The sequence below is a fragment of the Pseudomonadota bacterium genome, assembly GCA_013285465.1.
GTDB lineage: Bacteria > Pseudomonadota > Alphaproteobacteria > Micavibrionales > CSBR16-224 > CSBR16-224.
Map to the genome: position 1 here is coordinate 1,916,844 of CP053449.1, position 16,781 is coordinate 1,933,624.

General features: G+C 50.7%; 18 protein-coding genes. 9 read left to right on the forward strand and 9 right to left on the reverse strand.

Annotation, left to right across the window (positions count from 1 at the left end; genetic code table 11):
• The first annotated feature begins 147 nt into the window (after nt 1–147).
• Nucleotides 148–885: a GNAT family N-acetyltransferase gene (locus HND56_09315; protein QKK05874.1), complete on the forward strand. Its 738-nt coding sequence runs from the start codon at nt 148–150 to the stop codon at nt 883–885.
• A 57-nt stretch (nt 886–942) separates the two neighbouring features.
• Nucleotides 943–1,452 carry a hypothetical protein gene (locus HND56_09320; GenBank protein ID QKK05875.1) on the forward strand — a complete coding sequence of 170 codons (510 nt, stop codon included), beginning with the start codon at nt 943–945 and terminating at the stop codon, nt 1,450–1,452.
• Between the two features lie 33 nt (nt 1,453–1,485).
• Here HND56_09320 and HND56_09325 read toward each other — a convergent pair whose 3' ends face one another.
• Entirely contained in the window at nt 1,486–2,403 is a 918-nt protein-coding gene (locus HND56_09325) for a hypothetical protein (GenBank protein QKK05876.1), read from the reverse strand.
• A 153-nt stretch (nt 2,404–2,556) separates the two neighbouring features.
• On the opposite strand from HND56_09325, the gene HND56_09330 reads away from it, so the two are divergent.
• Nucleotides 2,557–3,549: a hypothetical protein gene (locus HND56_09330; GenBank protein ID QKK05877.1), complete on the forward strand. Its 993-nt coding sequence runs from the start codon at nt 2,557–2,559 to the stop codon at nt 3,547–3,549.
• Nucleotides 3,550–3,586: 37 nt separating this feature from the next.
• Here HND56_09330 and HND56_09335 read toward each other — a convergent pair whose 3' ends face one another.
• The 3 genes from HND56_09335 to HND56_09345 all read right to left on the reverse strand — a co-directional run bounded on the left by HND56_09335 (nt 3,587) and on the right by HND56_09345 (nt 5,910).
• Nucleotides 3,587–4,366: an HAD family hydrolase gene (locus tag HND56_09335; protein ID QKK05878.1), complete on the reverse strand. Its 780-nt coding sequence runs from the start codon at nt 4,364–4,366 to the stop codon at nt 3,587–3,589.
• Between the two features lie 11 nt (nt 4,367–4,377).
• The gene (trxB, locus tag HND56_09340; protein QKK05879.1) at nt 4,378–5,430 is read right to left on the reverse strand and encodes a thioredoxin-disulfide reductase; all 1,053 of its coding nucleotides are present in this window, start codon (nt 5,428–5,430) and stop codon (nt 4,378–4,380) included.
• 144 nt (nt 5,431–5,574) lie between these two features.
• Nucleotides 5,575–5,910: a hypothetical protein gene (locus tag HND56_09345; GenBank protein QKK05880.1), complete on the reverse strand. Its 336-nt coding sequence runs from the start codon at nt 5,908–5,910 to the stop codon at nt 5,575–5,577.
• A gap of 152 nt (nt 5,911–6,062) precedes the next feature.
• Here HND56_09345 and HND56_09350 point away from each other — a divergent pair, with 152 nt between their 5' ends.
• The 3 genes from HND56_09350 (at nt 6,063) to HND56_09360 (ending at nt 9,661) form a co-directional block, all read left to right on the forward strand.
• The gene (locus tag HND56_09350; GenBank protein ID QKK05881.1) at nt 6,063–6,524 is read left to right on the forward strand and encodes a hypothetical protein; all 462 of its coding nucleotides are present in this window, start codon (nt 6,063–6,065) and stop codon (nt 6,522–6,524) included.
• A 13-nt stretch (nt 6,525–6,537) separates the two neighbouring features.
• Nucleotides 6,538–7,302 (forward strand): hypothetical protein, encoded by a 765-nt coding sequence (locus HND56_09355; protein QKK05882.1) that lies wholly within the window; start codon nt 6,538–6,540, stop codon nt 7,300–7,302.
• Between the two features lie 142 nt (nt 7,303–7,444).
• Entirely contained in the window at nt 7,445–9,661 is a 2,217-nt protein-coding gene (locus HND56_09360; protein ID QKK05883.1) for a sel1 repeat family protein, read from the forward strand.
• Here the strand turns inward: HND56_09360 and HND56_09365 are convergent.
• From HND56_09365 to HND56_09375, 3 genes are all read right to left on the reverse strand, one after another.
• Nucleotides 9,658–11,391: a DUF3592 domain-containing protein gene (locus tag HND56_09365; protein ID QKK05884.1), complete on the reverse strand. Its 1,734-nt coding sequence runs from the start codon at nt 11,389–11,391 to the stop codon at nt 9,658–9,660. The two genes, HND56_09360 and HND56_09365, sit on opposite strands and share 4 nt — an antisense overlap.
• A gap of 108 nt (nt 11,392–11,499) precedes the next feature.
• A complete protein-coding gene (locus HND56_09370; protein QKK05885.1) occupies nt 11,500–12,012 on the reverse strand; it encodes a hypothetical protein in 513 nt (170 codons plus the stop codon).
• Nucleotides 12,013–12,035: 23 nt separating this feature from the next.
• On the reverse strand, nt 12,036–12,746 hold the full coding sequence (locus HND56_09375; protein QKK05886.1) for a hypothetical protein: 711 nt from the start codon (nt 12,744–12,746) through the stop codon (nt 12,036–12,038).
• Between the two features lie 151 nt (nt 12,747–12,897).
• On the opposite strand from HND56_09375, the gene HND56_09380 reads away from it, so the two are divergent.
• The 3 genes from HND56_09380 to HND56_09390 all read left to right on the forward strand — a co-directional run bounded on the left by HND56_09380 (nt 12,898) and on the right by HND56_09390 (nt 15,435).
• Nucleotides 12,898–13,281, forward strand: coding sequence for a RidA family protein (locus tag HND56_09380; protein ID QKK05887.1), 384 nt, complete (start codon nt 12,898–12,900; stop codon nt 13,279–13,281).
• Between the two features lies 1 nt (nt 13,282).
• Nucleotides 13,283–14,356 carry an Ldh family oxidoreductase gene (locus HND56_09385; GenBank protein QKK05888.1) on the forward strand — a complete coding sequence of 358 codons (1,074 nt, stop codon included), beginning with the start codon at nt 13,283–13,285 and terminating at the stop codon, nt 14,354–14,356.
• 77 nt (nt 14,357–14,433) lie between these two features.
• On the forward strand, nt 14,434–15,435 hold the full coding sequence (locus HND56_09390; protein QKK05889.1) for a hypothetical protein: 1,002 nt from the start codon (nt 14,434–14,436) through the stop codon (nt 15,433–15,435).
• Between the two features lie 7 nt (nt 15,436–15,442).
• Here the strand turns inward: HND56_09390 and HND56_09395 are convergent, their stop codons facing one another.
• A complete protein-coding gene (locus HND56_09395; protein ID QKK06614.1) occupies nt 15,443–16,180 on the reverse strand; it encodes an oxidase in 738 nt (245 codons plus the stop codon).
• A gap of 207 nt (nt 16,181–16,387) precedes the next feature.
• Nucleotides 16,388–16,765 carry a hypothetical protein gene (locus HND56_09400; protein ID QKK05890.1) on the reverse strand — a complete coding sequence of 126 codons (378 nt, stop codon included), beginning with the start codon at nt 16,763–16,765 and terminating at the stop codon, nt 16,388–16,390.
• Between the last annotated feature and the right edge of the window lie 16 nt (nt 16,766–16,781).

Genomic DNA, 16,781 nt, shown 5'->3' on the forward strand with positions numbered 1-16,781 from the left:
TACTCGCTGACCGCCCCATCAGGGCACAGGTCTTGCAAGAGACACGTTGCACATCACACAACTAAATCTTCAAAGTCTTAAATCCTGATACTAGGCGGTTCTAACAAGAACAGTTTTCCCAATTTTTTTGTATCGGATATTAAGACAATGACAAAGAGTAACAACAAGAATGACATTTTAAATATGGGCACGCTTTGCAAAAGCGGGCAGAGCTATACCGTCAAGCTGCTGGACGCGGATTGCCTTGATGAAATTCTGGGCTTGCAGCAGAAAATCATCGACTCCCTCCCTGACGACCAGAAATCCTTCATCCTTCCCAAATCCAAAACCTTTTTCGAAAACCATTTTAAACGCGGCGCCAATACCATGATCGGCATTTATTGCGAGGGCGAGCTGATTGCGCAATCCATCGTGCTGAACCCGAATGCCGCGCATCCCGAAACAGGTATGGTCGATATGGAGCTTGTGGATACGCCCGAAACGCTGTCTATTATCGAGGGCGTGCTGGTTGACCCCGCCTATCGGGGCAACAGGCTGATGGAGGAAATGGTCGGGCATTGGATTGACTATGCCGAACAGATCGGCCGGAAACATGTGATTGCCGAGATCGCCATTGATAATCCCTATAGCTGGGGCGTGTTTCTGGATAAAGGCTTAACGCTGCATTCCACCGGCACCGACCCCGATGACGGCACAGAGCTTTACAACGCCCATGAAAGCATCGCCAATATCCGGTCAAAACAGCTTTCGGGCGTGTTTAACCATTATGCGGAAAAGAAACATTGTGATGCGCATGATCTCGACACGCAGAAAGAACTTCTGAATCAGGGTTTCAAAGGCGTAGCCTATGACCGGAAAAGCAAAAAGCTGACCATGGCAAAATAGCCCTGCCGCCCCTCTTTCCCTCAAAACCATGCTATAATGGAAAAAGGGGGAACATTGATGGAAAAAAGCCAGTCGTCGCAAATGGCGATTCTTATCTGTGCCACTTTTACAATGGTGATCGTACTACTGCTTGCCGCAGCCGGGTGGTACAGTCACGGCCTGCGCACCACATATTACACACACAGGCATCATTTTGATGAAATTGCCGTCTTCATATTCATGAGTGCGATCATCTGTCACATCTTGTTTTATACAATGGTTTTTGAAATCCCTTATAAAAAACATGCTGCTTCTTTGCTGTCTTTTATCAGTATTTTATGGCTTGAGGGAGAAGCGCTGAGCTACAGTCATTTCTGGATCAAGAGTTTCTATTTATTACTGGCCGCTTACAGCTTCTATATTCTCTGGCAACTGCGCTGGAACGCAACCGCTATAAATAAAACAACATTTCTTTTTGCACTGATGATCGCTTGTACTGCGGCTTTCATCCCTTATACATGGCTTGAATTCAAACCTCCTGTATCGCATATGCCCATATGCAGTATAGGGAATATCACATATCCATAGCAATCATTCCGAAAAGCGCAAAACGGCAGGAATTTATAAATTTTGAGAGGGTGGAGGTGGTGATTTCGGTTGCGGATTATTTTCCAGCGCGGCGGCGGGCTTCTCATTATCATTCGCGGTTTTTTCGGCCTGTTTTTCGGCGGCGATTTTGGCGATTTCCTTGCGCGTTTCGGTCAGCGTGGCGCGCGCGGTGGATAGCGGATCACTTTGACCGGGCAGGTGCAGATAATTCACATCCGACAAACCGCCAATTCTTTCGACCCAGTCATTTTCCAGCGCGCCTGCGGATAAGCCATGTTCCTTGCTTTTCGCGCAGAGATTTTCGATGATTTTTTCATGCAGGTTTTCCGTGTCATGGTCGTAATGCGCCACGCGGGAGGGTTTGGTAAACCATGCATCAAAAGCCGCACGTTTGGCGCGGCCATCGTAAATTGATTGCGGATCGGCTTCATAAGCGGCTTCATAGGCACGGCACATCTCCTCGTAACCGACCGCCGCCGTTTTTTCGTAGGGGCCGGCATCGCCCGCCAGCTTTAACTTGAACGTCACATCAATCGCCGCCGCTTGCGCATCGGCCTCCTGCACAGCGCGGAACAGCTGATGATCCTCCAGCGACAGCAGCATATCGGGATTGCCCAGATCATTCATATGATGGCGCATATGCTGCGCCTCATGCACCAGCGCCTGTGCAATATTGTCGTCATGCAGGGATTCATTCAGGATAATCTTGGTGCCGACATAGATATATTTGCCGTTTTCAATACGGTCGATGGTCAGGGATGAGGCGGCCTCGAATAAAGCATCTTTTTCAAAGCAGATCTCGATCTTGTGATCATTCAGGAAGGTGACCATATCATAGCCTTCGGACACAGCGGCCAGACGTGCGAGAATATCGTCGCAACGGGCGGCATGCTGTTTTTTCAGCCGTTTCTCGCGTTTTTTCGCGGTCATATATGTCGTTTCCCTGTCCTGTAAGACAAGATACTATACGAAACTGTGCAAAATACGACAATATATTTCAAAAACCGCCGTGTTTTTACATGCCTAGTTGCCTTCAACCCTGTTTCAGCCTAACATCAGGAGATATTAGAGGATATTGATGTTATGACTGAAAACCTGCATCCCGTGCTTTTATTTTTCTTTTCGCTGAACGAAACCATGCAATCGCTTTTGCTGGGCAGTTTGATTGTTGTCGGCATTTTGCTGATTGCGCTGATCCCCGCCCGCGCGGCCAAGAAATTTCCCGTCATGCATCTGGCGCTGGCGCTCGGCCTTGTGCTGGCCTTCCTGCTGCCGCAGAAAATTACCCGCAATCTTGAAACCCGTTACGGCCATCACTTTGTCGTCACATCGACATTGCAACAATCGCCTGCGCTGGGGGATTTGTTTGCCGCCCATCCCGATGCTGCCGAAAACTTCCGGCAATATGCGCAAGACGCGATTGCACAGGGTTTGACGCGGGAGGCGCTCTCCGCACAAATTGCCGCCGAAGTCTCGCATATCATCAGCAAATACACCGAAACCTATATGCCTTTTGCCACGGATGAGGCTGTTTACAATAATTTGAAATTCTCGGCTGAAACGCTGACAAAGCTGAAAGAAAATCCCGCTTTATGCCTGATCTATACCGATAACATGATGCGCGAAAAAGAGCTGGATATGCTGAAAGAGGCACTAGGCGATGATATTCTGACCCGCGCGCAAAGTTTTAAATATGCGATTATCGAGAGCGGGCTTGCCAATACCGCAAAAACCAAAGAAAAGCCGATGGCGCTTGAAACGCTGCTGGACAAGCTGAAAGCCGGATATGCCGCAGCCGGCTTTAATATGGCGGAGCTGGCGGCTCTGGACGGCAGCGGCAATTTCTCGGCCGCCGAAAGCTGCAATGCGCAGGCCAATTTCCTGACCGTTCTTTCCGCAATGTCTCCGGAAGACGGCGCGCATATTTTCCGCAGCATTGTCGAAATGTCGTCTTTAAGCCAGCCGCCGGAAATACCTGCCGCCGCGCCGCCTGAAGAAATGCCCGAAAAAGCCGCCGTTGAAGCGGCACCTGTTCAGGACGAGACAGCCCCTGCTCCGGAAGCACCCGCAGAGTAATTCTTATCATCAGTCGTGAAATAATTTTTAAACGCCGTCAGGGTTGCGGGGGATGTTTTTTTTTGACCTTGGTATAATTCTGACGCTCCTCCGCAGGAACAGCTCCCGTCGCGCCTTTGATCAATAGCGGCAGATCTTCAAAATCCGTCATCAGGAATTTAACGCCGGAATTTTGCAGTTTTTCTTTTTTGCGCTCGCTAGCGGCAAAACCGATAAACAGATAGCCCTGATCAGCGGCAGCCTCCGCATCGGAAGCGGAATCGCCGATCACCAATACGGGCGCATTATCATCGCCGCAATCCTTGCGGTATTGCGCAACAATCGATTCCAGCTGTGCCGCTTTTAAGGTCCGGCTGTCCAGCCCCGCATCGCGGGTATTATCTTTGCCCCGGATATAATCCTGCTGAAACAGCGGTTTGATGCCGTGATAAGTGATCTGATCTTCCAGCGCATCTTCGCGTGTGCCGGTATAGATGCCGAGTTTATAGCCCTCTGCCGCCAAATCTTCCAGCGTTTCGCGCACATGCGGGAACAGCGTTTCCTGCCAATCATCACGGAACAGCATGGCATCACATTCCTTGTTACAGCTGTTCATAAACTTGCCCTGCAACCCGGTATCGATATCGCCGAGGAAATGCTGCGTAATCTCTTTCAGGTTTTTATTGCCGAGCATTTCCATGACCTCATCTTCATCCGGTTTCGGATAACCGAAGCGTTCGCACATATCGGAAAAGGCACGCACATAGCGCGGCCCCGCATCGGTCAATGTTGCGACCAGATCAAAAACGATCAGAAGATTTTTGCCTTGTTCTGCCATATTCTTCTCTCTTAACGTCCCGGCCCTTTTGCGGCAGGCTTGCGTTGCGCGGTGTTTTTATTGGCCGCATCCGGCTTCGGTTTTGCCGCCAGCGTTGCGAGATATTGATCCGCTTCCAGCGCTGCCATACAGCCCATACCTGCCGCCGTCACCGCCTGTTTGAATTTGCGGTCTTTCACATCACCTGCGGCAAAGACGCCCGGTACATTGGTTTCGGTACTGTCGGGTTTGGTTTTGACATAGCCGTCCTTATCCAGATCAATATGACCGTCAAAGACTTTGGTGGCAGGCGCATGGCCGATGGCGATAAACACACCTGCGACTTTTTTCTCTTCTACCGCGCCGGTTTTGTTATTGCGCAATTTCACGCCCGTGACACCGATAGAGGCCATATCGGCGCCCGGCGTTCCCGGAGGCGTGCCCAGCACTTCATCCAGTTCGGTATTCCACATCACATCGATTTTATCGTTATCAAACAGACGGTCCTGCATGATTTTTTCCGCCCGCAGGCTGTCACCGCGGTGGATCAAGGTGACTTTATCAACGAATTGCGTCAGGAACAGCGCTTCTTCCACAGCGGTATTGCCGCCACCGACGATCACGACTTCCTTGCCTTTATAAAAGAATCCGTCACAGGTCGCGCAGGCGGAGACGCCGTAGCCTTTGAATTTTTCTTCGCTTTCCGTGCCCAGCCATTTCGCCTGCGCACCGGTTGCGATGATAACGGCATCCGCCGTGTAAGTATCGCCGGAGGTTCCCGTCAGTTTTTTGATATCACCGCTGAAATCAACATCGGTAATCGTGTCATTGATCATTTCCGTGCCGAAATTTTCAGCCTGTTTTTTCATCTGATCCATCAGCCACGGCCCTTGCACGGGATTCTCAAAGCCGGGATAATTTTCAACATCGGTGGTGGTGGTCATCTGCCCGCCCGGCTCCATCCCTGCCACGATCACGGGCTCCAGCCCTGCGCGCGCCGCGTAAACCGCCGCCGTATAACCGGCAGGGCCCGAACCGATAATCAAAAGCTTTGTATGTTTTGTTTTTGCCGCTTTTTCCGTCATGGCGCGCCTCCTGCTTTTATAGAAAATATATGATATCCGATGCGCAGGATAGCACCGCACAGGCCGTTATGGCAAGCGTTTCCGCAATATAGAAAAGCCGCCGCATATGGTGGTGCGGCGGCTTTTGCAATCATGCCTGTTCGCTTATTGAGCCGCGCCGCCCTGCTGATGAGCTGCGTCTCTCTCTTTCATCATCTTTTCCTGCATTGCAGTGTGATGCGCCAGAACTTCCTCTGTTGTGACACGGCCATTCGCATCCTGATCCATTTCAGCAAAGCGTTTTTCCATGACTTCCATAAACTCGGCCTTTGAAACCGCCTGATCGCCATCGGTATCATAGAATTTGAAAAAATGTTCGATGGATTTTTTTCTGAGTTCCTCGAGTTTCACATCCGGAATTTTTGCGCCTTGCGCATAACCCGTACCGGAAGACATCATCACGCCGGTCGCGATTGCCGCCGCCATCAGTAGTTTTTTCATGCTCTAATCTCCTTTGCAGATATTTGTTATCCTGCCCATCCTAAAACCGTGAAGAATAACAGTCCAGAGCTTTCTGGTTTAAGGCTTTGTTAAAGCAAAGAAAGTATAATATGAACAGGGTAAAATTCCTGTAACGAGTAAAGGAAAACGTCATGTCCCAGGATGAAACACATGGCAAAGCAAAACGCGGCGACCATGAAAGCTTTGGCACCACCTCCGGAAAAAGCCTGCTATATTCCGATGAAGCACAGGCAACCGCAAATAAACTGATTGGCGGCACCCATTTCAGCATGGAGGGGGAAAAACCCGCCCAGCCGTCCATGGAAGAGCAAATAAAGCAAAAGCTCCTACTTGCCGGCCTGAAAGATGAACAGGCGCAAGCTGTTGCCAGCGGTATCCGCGAATGTATAGACGGCATTCGCCAACAGGGCGGTGACAACACAAAAGCCGTGCGCACTGTGCAAGTCTTTCTGGATGGAACAGGTGTGGATAAAAAAGTGGAACAAGCCGTATGCATGACCTGTCTGGATGCGTTAAAGCCGCAAAAATCCGCGCCGAAAAACAACACAACGACAACGCCACGCAGAGATCCCCCTTCTCGCGGCATGAAGTAAAGCCCTGTTATCAATGGACAATAGCTGGAAATTTATGGGCGCAGGCTTTTTGATCGCCGTTTTCTTAAACCTGCCGCTGTATCATTATATTCACGACATGGACTGGTTCTGGACGGAGAATTTTGTCATGTCCGCATCGGCGCTTTGTCTGGAATATATGGCAACGTTTTTTCATGAGCTCGGCCATACGCTGTTTGCATGGCTGTATGGCTATCCGACCATTCCGGTTTTTGATTTTGCCCATGGCGGCGGGCTTGCCATTTCTGTGACAGGGCAGAGTTATCTTGTCAGAGGGGCGGCGCTGGCGGTCATCGGCTATGGTGCTTATCTGCTGCGCGACTTTACGCCCTTTATGATCGGGCTGGCTGTACTGGGCGTATTTATCCTCGCCACCGGCTTTAGCGAAGACATACATATGAGCATGGTGGATTTCATGGGTCCCGGTGCCGAGGCATTGGTTGCGGGGTTTTTGCTAACGCGGGCGCTGCTGGATATTTCTCCCGGCGGGGTGACGGAACGGTTGCTGAACGCCGTTTTCGGTTTCGGAATTCTGTTCCAAGTTTTCATTAAAGGCTTTGCCCTGCTGCGCAATGATGCCTATCGCCTTGTTTATTTCGAGCAAAAAGGCACGCACGGTTTTGGCGATTTCGATAAAATTGCCGAGCGTTTTCTTCCGCTCGGCTTTGACGGTGTCGTCACCATCTGGCTGGTACTGGCCTGCCTGTGTCTAAGTGTTCCGTTCTTTCTTTATTGGCAAGACCGCAGAGCCGAAGGTTAGCCTGCCGTTAACTCTTTACACGGTACAATAAATGAGTTGGCAGGTTTACCCCTGCGCTCAATGAACAGGTGGGTGTGTCTTGCTGCGCATTGTGTTGTATATACAAAATTTTATCACCGCCTATTTCGCGGTGTTCCTTCTTATGCAATCGGATCGAGGCTCACTCTATAGCGGCGTTACGCTTGCCGTAGCGGTTTTGCTGAATATTTATATACTCCTCTCCAGAACATCCATCGCGACGGATGAACCCTCCTTTCTAAAAAGTATGAGCGTATTTTTAAACCTGTCCAGCTTTGCCATTCTGGCCGCTGCCGTCACACCGGAACAGCTTGACCACAATACCTGGTTTCTTTTCTGGATCGGATACGGCATATGGTTTTTTATTAAATCTCCCTATGCCCTCAACAAGCACAAGAACCGTGTGGAATATTTTTATAATCTGCTTGAATCCGGTATCGACAGCGCCGATCTGATGCAGCAAATTCCGCCAAATGTCCAGAATGCACAAACCCGCGCCGATTTACGTGAACAAATTTTCCAGCATAAACGTACCGCGCATGAGGCACTGGAAAATTACCGCTGGCATTTTCGTACCGCCTTGATAGCGCAGCCCGGCATAACGGAACAATATGCCGATGCCTATCTGGAATATAACCGCGACACGCTTGCCCTGATGCATTTGCGCGGCGTAACGCCGGAGAAAGCCGCCCGTCTGATTTTTGATGATTTGCAGGCACGCGGCGTGCGCACCGATATCACCACAGCGCCGTCGGTTGCGCAAACCGCTGCCGCGACAGCAACAAATAATACACCCCCTTTGCCGGTCATCGCCGCGCCGACACAAAGCGAAATTGATGTCCTCAATGATATTCTGATGCGTCCAACGGCTGCACAATCCGAACAGATGCGTCATATTCAAGCCTATATGACGCTGCCCTCCAATCATGACAAGCTGGGGCCCGCAAAAATATTTCTGGATAATCTTGTCCGAAAAGGCATTGTGCAGGATGAAAACAATCCGGTGCATCGTGACCTCTATGATTTGCAAAGGATTGTGACACTGGGCGATGACGGGCGTTACCATTTGACGGGTATTGCCGCCGCAGCAGCCCCGCAGCCGCAAAAAACCATACCGATTCCCCAGACAATCCAAACGGCGCGCAAGCAGGCGCAGCCGCAAAAACTGGGATGGCGCGGACAGGCTGTCGTTTATAGCCTGTTGGGGCTGTTTCTCTACAGCTGTGTGCCGGCCTTCAACGTCTCCGCTGAAGTCTTCGTGCCAAGTGATACATGGCGCTATATCGGGCACAGCATTGCCCTGCCTGTTAGCCTGTTTACCGCCATATGGGTTTACCCCCGCGCCTTTGCTGAGAAATTCTTTCCGCAGGCCTGGGGCGTTTTCTCGTTTTTCCTGCTTTATTTCATGTTCTGGTCTGCGCTGGTTTCAGGAGGCGGAGAAGTTTTCACGGAACTGACAGCCCCAAAAGAACTTTCGATTATGACTGTCAGCAAAGACCTTGAGACAAACAAGCGTGTCGGGCGACACGGCAGGACAACCGCCTATTGTGTGCAAAATCATGTTTTTAAAAAAACAATGGTGCAAAAGAGTTTCTGCCGCATCAGACAAGAAAATTATGATGTCATGCCGGATGACGGCGATTTTCCATTGGGGATGGGAATAAAAAAATCCCCACTGGGGACGGTTTATACAGACTATATGTGGCCGCAAAAAGCAGAGCTGACAAAGGAGAATTTTCGCACAATTATGAATGTGACCATCGCTGTATTCTATATACAAGACAAGCTGTTACCGCGCGATCCGGAAAAAGCTGCCTTTCACTTGCAGACCGCCGCAGAAGATAACAATGCCGATGCACAATTCCTGCTGGGAGCACTTTATCTGCAGGAGGGTACACCCTTGCATGATGAACAGGCTGCGCGTCAATGGATGTTGCGTGCTGCGGAACAGAAACATCCCGAAGCGATGTCAAATCTCGGCCTGCTCTATTTCTACGGCCAACACGGTTTTGAAAAAGACATGCGGAAAGCTTTCGAATGGACTCTGCCGGCAGCACAGGCAGGCGAGTCCCGTGCACAAGTTTTGCTGTCCATCTTCTATAGCACCGGTAAGGGCGAGGTTAAACAAAACATTGTGGAAAGCGTTAAATGGGCCATGATTGCGGAAATGCGTGGCAATGGAAAAGCCACCGATCTTCTTGCCACCCTAAAGCCCAGTTTGGTCACAATCGCAGGACAGGAAAAAACAGATAAAATATTTGAAGCAGCTGCCGGTCTTGCCGCCGTCTATCAGCAACAACACACGGATGCGGCAGATGAAACGGCAGCTGCCGCGGATTAAAGATTCAGCTGCTGTGCGATATATTTGAGGGCGACATCGGTTTTGCTGGCACCTTTCAGCCCCTCGGCAATGGTGAGTTTCTCGCCTTGATTGCCGATCGCCCTAATCTCGTAGGACATGGTAATCTTTGTCCCCTGCTGCGATTGAAAGCTGGAATGTTTGATGATGTTTTCAATCAAATCTATGCGCAGCTGGCGGCGTTTCACCGGAATGCCGAAAACGCGCCGCACGGTTTTTAAGTAAACGCCATCCGTTGTCACCAGCAGGGAATTCCCAAAGGTGTAAAGACCGCCGATCACAATCAAACTGCCGACCAGCATAAAAATTCCGCTCAGGAAATATGATCCGGCATGTATCAATGCGAACACGCCGCCGCCTGCAAAAATCGCACCGATACAAATCAGGGAAAAGCCGAGTCCGATATTGCGTCCGGCGGGATAGAACAGCTCCGCCCCTGATGCGCCGAAACGCAGCGGAATCGTTTCCTTGACGGCAGCGTCCAGAATTTCAGCATTTTTGTTCTGCATCATGCCCAGCTCCCGCTCCGGCAGGCTGCGCGATGTTTTGTGTTCCGTATCATAAACCGGAATATCATATTGGCGTATAAAATCAGCACCCGGCAGATCGGCATGCAGCCCCAGCCGCCAGATATGGCGCTCCTCATGCATTGAGGTCAGGCTTTCGGCATCGGATTCATTCATGCCTTCGGGAATTTTGAACTGGAAGAAAACACGCGTACCCTCCGGCCCGGCTTCCGTATGCGCGTAAAGACTATCCTGCCATTTTGCTTTTTCACGGTAACGTCTTTCACTGCCCGAGCGGCTGTAGCTGCCGGCAATATTCGTCAGGGTGATTTCAAAACGCATGGACGGATCATAGGGAAGTTTCACATCGACATAGCCGCCAGCATGGCCACCGATGGCGCCCGGAAACGGATCCAGCGTCAAAGGTGCCGTGCCGAAACGCCGCCATTCCCGCGTTGCCTTGATAGCGGCATAAATCAAGCCTAGTCCGACAATATTAAAAATCAGGGCAATCACTGCCACATTATTGTGTTTTTCAACAACCTCCTGATAGGCGATAAACGGCAGATAGCACGTCATCGCATTCCAGATGACGGCAAAAACCCACATCATCTTCATGCCGAATTTTGCATCCGACAATATTGTCGGCGATTGCCATTTCGCATTGGCAAGCCATGGCTTATCCTGCAAAACCGGATCACCCTCCTGCGCTCTTTTGCCGCTGCTGCCGCGCCAGACAAAATAGATAAAGCCGCCGCCTGCGCCGCAGAACACGACACCGAAAATAGACACAAAACCCAGCATGCCCCAGCGCATGTCGCGGTTCAATACGGCCTCGCCCGGATCCGACGGATTCACATAGACGGGAACGGCTTTGTTCTTTTTATAGGCGCGCTCCAATTTCCTGCCGAGATCCTCCTGAAAAGAGCCGATATTATCCGACATATCAAAAACGGCCACGCGGTCGCCCGAATAGCGCCGCCCGCCATATTCATACTGATATTCCGCTTTTGCACGATATGTTGTGCCGCCGTCACTGTCCGTTGAAGACGAGAGTTCCGCCGATACAAGATGGGCCGTTGTCTCATCCCAATTTTTCATGCCCTGCCATTCAATGGCCGGTCTGGCACCCATCCAGATGAAGATACCGAAACCTGCGGCAAAAAAGATCATACCGAAAACTGTGGGAAAAAGTTTCTTTTTCATGGCGGCCTTATATTTCAATGTTCCAAAAAAAGACGCGAAGAAATGCGCGCCTGCCTAAAGTCTATTGGAAACGCTTTGGGTTGTCACCTTTGTATAAGGAAATAAAAATCAGCGGCGGAAATGCTTTGCCTTGCGCGGACGTTTGCGCGGCTTGGGCTTTTTCTGCAGATGTTTGGCGGCCTCGCGGTTAAATGCCTCCATATTTTCCGACATTTTTGCATCAATTTTGTCGCGAATGGCTTTATAGACTTTGTTTTCGCGCGTGACATGGCCGCCTGCGATAACTTTCAATTCGCTGACCGCACCATATTCAATGGTTTTGATGAAGGATGCCGCCTCGGGACGTGCCAGAAACATATCGACAACATTTTCTTTGCCCGCGCGGGCGGATTCTTCAAAGACTTTACGCGCCGCAAATGTTTCGAGCTTCGCACCTTTATCCAGCAAAAATTCGACAAAATCCTCACCGCCGCGCAGATGGGCGTAATACAGCATAATGCCGTCGCAGGCATTAACGTCAATCGGCACACCGCCCTGATCGGCTTGATTGATGACGGCTTTGGCCGCATCGAATTCTTCGGCTTTGATCAGGTTCAGAACGATTTGTTCTTCGCTGCGCATGTCTCTACTCCTAATTTAATGATTTAATGCTTTGGTTTAACACGGCGTTCCGGTTTTTGTCGAGCCAAATCACGCAGGCTCCGGCTATCGCCCATAAACATCGGCAACAACACAAACAACATCCCAAACATTGCAAAGGGCAATACGCGCTCTTTATCATTGGCATCGCTTGCAACGGAATAATGAATATCGCTCATGATTGAGGTCAGGCTCTTGTTTTCCTTACTTGCTTCCGCGCGCGCTTCGCGCAGGAAACCGTAATCTTCGATCTCGAAATAGGGATGCACATCCTCTGCCGGGATCGTGTGTTTCTCGAATTCCGTCATCAATTCCTCTGCCTGCGTTTCCGACAGAGCCGGATTAAGCAGAATTTCCGCCAATACCGGATTAGCGGCTTCTTTAAAGCTTTCCAAAGCGCTGTAACGCTGATTGTTCAAATCCTGAATACTGCTGCCTTTAAAATCACCGCTTTCGATGCGTGCGGTCAGCGCCTGCACGGTCTTATACTGTTCTTCCAGCTGATCGATATTGCCGGCATATTGCGCATAGGCCGCTTCGGTAAACTCCGTCGTCCGGTTATCCGTCATTTCATCGGCAATCATATAGCTGCCGCCGCCAATCGCCCCAACACCCAAAACAGCGGACAGAATCATCGCCGTGCCGGTTTTATTTACCATTAAATCGGCAAATTTATGACGCAGGCTGCGCAAGGGATAGGACGGGTCTTCAAACATTTGTACAGTATCTTTCGCCGCTTTATTTGGAATTCAGGCGTTATTTATAACATGATTTATTGTTATATGTCAAATAATTTTACGGCCTTTGCAGTACTGCCTGCCGCGTCTATACTGATGCTGCTGACATATAACATCGAGGAAATGCAACATGACGGAAAAAATTATTATTTCAACGAAACACGCCCCCGCCGCGATCGGCCCTTATTCACAAGCCATCAATGAAAACGGCACGGTTTACCTGTCGGGGCAAATCCCGCTGGACCCGCATAGCGGTGAACTGGTATCGGGCGGTTTCGAAGCTGCGGCCGTGCAGGTTTTTGAAAATCTGTCCGCCGTCGCCACAGCCGCCGGCGGTTCCATGTCGGATTTTGTCAAACTGACGATCTATCTGACGGATTTTGACAATTTTCCGGTTGTGAATAATGTCATGCAGCGTTATTTCCGCGAACCCTATCCCGCCCGCGCCACTATTGCCGTAAAAGCCTTGCCGCTGGGTGCCGCGATTGAAATCGACGGTATTATGGTGCTGTAGAATGAGCAAAGAGGACTACCCCGTCATGACCGCAGAGGCCTTGCGGGATTTCGCCGCAAAAATTCTGGAAGGCGGCGGCTTTACCCGTGAGGAATCCGTTATCACCGCAAAAAGCCTCGTGCTTGCCAATCTGATGGGGCATGATTCCCACGGCGTCATCCGTGTGATGGAATATACCTCATTTCTGCATAAGGGTTTGGTCAAAAGCGGCATTGATTTGAAGATTCTGAAAGACAGCGCAGGCAGCTGTGTGGCCGATGCCGGTCTGGGTCTAGGGCAAGTTCAAATGCCGCGCTTCCTTGATATTCTGTTGCCGAAAGCATCGGAAAACGGCGTTGCAAGCGGTGCCTTGTACCATACCGGTCATACCGGACGGTTGGGCGAATGGGCGGAATATGCCGCCGAAAAAGGCTATGCGTTTTTTATGTCCGTCAATGATAACGGCGCACTCGGCTGTGTTGCACCGCCGGGCGGAAAAACCGCCTTTAGCAGTACCAATCCTCTGGCTTTCGGCATTCCGCTGAAAGACGGAGAAAGCTTTACCATTGATATGGCCACCAGCGCCGCCGCCATCGGCAAAATCCGTCTTGCCTATCTGTCGGGCGAAACGGTTGGTGACAATTTGATACAGGATGCGGACGGACGGCCAAGCAACGACCCCGCCGTGCTGTTTGAAGAACCGCAAGGCAGCCTGCTGACGGCAGGCGGGCATAAAGGATTTGCCCTGTCGCTGATGATGGATTGCCTCGCCGCCGGATTATCGGGCGGCAATATGCCCCCTGCCCCTGACGGTGCGCCGCTGGTGAATAATGCCGCCGTCACGATCTGGGACCCGCAGCATTTTGCCGGACTGAACCATATGCAGAATGAAGCGGAAAAATATCTGGATTTCGTGCGCGCCATCCCGCCGCGTGATCCGGCCAATCCCGTGCGTATTCCGGGTGACCGTGCCAAAACAAGCTATGCCGACCGTCTGCAAAACGGTATTCCTTTAAGCCGCGGTACTGTCGATGAACTGATCCGGCGCGCGGAAAAATTCGGCATCACTCTGCCGCCGGAAATCCAGCATTCTTAAAGTGTCCTATTGACATATTCCGAAAACAGCAGTAAACATAATCATTAATTTGATATGAATGTTAAAGGATGTGTATAATGGATGCAAAAGAGATTCAATATCTACAAAGACGCTGGAAGCAGGTCAAAGCCCATCAACCCACCGGCGCCAACCAGCATGGTTTTGAATGCCAGAGTATATTGTATGATCTGGACAAAATGGGGCTAGACACCTCCCAAAACGAAACTTATGAAATCCTGGAAGACGGGCTGACAAAGCAGGATTTTGACCGGATGTATTGCCACGCATGGATAACGCAAGTACTGGATTCTTATCATCAGGCGCAGTCTCTTAGCACCCAGCGCTTTGCAGGAGAGCAACCGCCGCAGCAATATTACGGGCTACAACAACTTTCAGAAAAATTTATGCCGAAGCTGGAAGAACTGATTGCCGAAAACGGCCTGCCTGACGATCTGCCCGAATTACGTCTTGCCGAGCTTGATCTGTTGCGGAACATGCATCAGAACGGCGGTCTGGAACGTGCTGTCAAACTATCCGCCAATAATGCGGCGATTGAATATACCCGCCGCGCCTATACCTATATGGAAAAAGCAAAAACCAAACAGGCTGATGGCACACATTTACAGGAATGTCGTGAAGGACTTTCTTATGCTGACGGCGCTTTGGAAGCAATAGATGCCGCGCAGGAATTTTATACACCGAAAGACATTCCGATAAGATATGACGGCTGGGGCGGCTGGAAAGATGACAAAGGCCCTTATAACCGCGAAATACTGGCGGAAATGAAGGAATATTTCCTGCTGCAGGAAAGCGCGATTGAATTCCATCAGGCTTATAAATTTCATCAGGAAGGGCATTACGTACTGGATGCTTCGGGCAGCGGTCACGGTATGATGCGGATGCCGATGCAGCATATTGCCGAGAAACTGAAGGAACAGGGTTACGACATCCGCGACCCGGAACTGTTTGAACAGATGGGAACGGATATCGACACATTCTGGAACGCCTATGACACCGAGCGACAGAATGTTATCAAAGACGACAAATACAAGCTGGTCAAACCGCAATTAAAACGCTGAACAATCTTTAAGGTTTCGGTCCGATTTTAGCGGCGCGGCGCAATGTTGCCTGCGCCGCTTTTTCGACCTTTTCATAGCCGGGAACAGGCTTCTTGGCCTGTTGCGCAATTTTGCGCTGGCGCTTTTCTTCACGGCGCTGTGCAATCACCTGATCCAGCTTATCGGCGCAGCCGTGATTGACATCACGGTGTTCGGCTTCATCGGCGCGCACAGCCAGCACCACATCGCGCAGTTTGGCATCATCTTTCAGCTTCCAGTATTCTTTGGCGATTTGCGGCGCATCGACATTTTCGACCTTACCGGCATCTATCGCATCCAGATAATGGGTATAACTGCGCACGGCTTCTTCTTCCAGCAAGCCGATAAAACGGTGCGCGGTGCGTTTATTGAAGGTATAAGCCAATGAGAAAAATCCCAGAAAGGCGACTTGCGTTGCCGTGATCATCATGCGTTCCAGCAATGTCGGTTTGCCGACTTCGACAAAGGTCATCAGATGCATACGCTCATTCTCGGCCTCGTCCATCAACATGCGGACAAGCCCGTTATCATGTTTCATGCGGCGCAGTGACAAAAGATGATTATGCATCGAGCCGACCATGCCCGGTACCGCCGCAACGGTTTCCAGCACAATCGCGCGGCTGGCGTAACGTTCGCCGAAAAACTTGTCACCGACAAAGCGCAGGGTTTTCACCGCCGCGGCCGCGAAGTGATCAGACAGCGTTTTGTTCTCGTGATGCCAATGCATGTCGTTTTTAATATCCGGGTCTTTGCGCGGCGGAATATATGAAGGAAGACCCTTGCCATCGGCGGCAAGTGCGGCGGGCGTCTTTTCGGCAGATTTATCCGCTTGCGGTTTATGGGGCGAGCTCACGGGCGTTCCTTTTCAAAAATAAACATAAATCAATAAAATATTCCGGTTACAGGAATATTAGAGCAAAGGAAGCCTGCGCGGTCAAGCGGTTCCCTTTGTAGAGGCCTCAGGCAGAAAACGCAACAGAAGCGCCTGCAGAATAATCGTCAGGAAAGCGACCGACGCCGCGCCAAGAACGGCATCCAGCCGTAACAGCGCAACTTGCACTCCGTACTGCCCCGCCAAAACCGCCCATATATAGACGGCATAACACAAACCCGCCGCAATCGCGTAAAGGACAGCACGATGCAGAGATGCCGAGGCACAAAAACCGCAGACAAGAAACAGCAGCGGCGCGGCAATCAGATGTGCGAAATAAACAATCAGCGGAATGCGCCCCAGCCCGCATAGGCCGGAAATTTTATAGACCAGAAAAATCGATAGCCCCCAGAAAACGGGAACGGATAATTTTCGCAACATGCGCAAAACCTCTTTG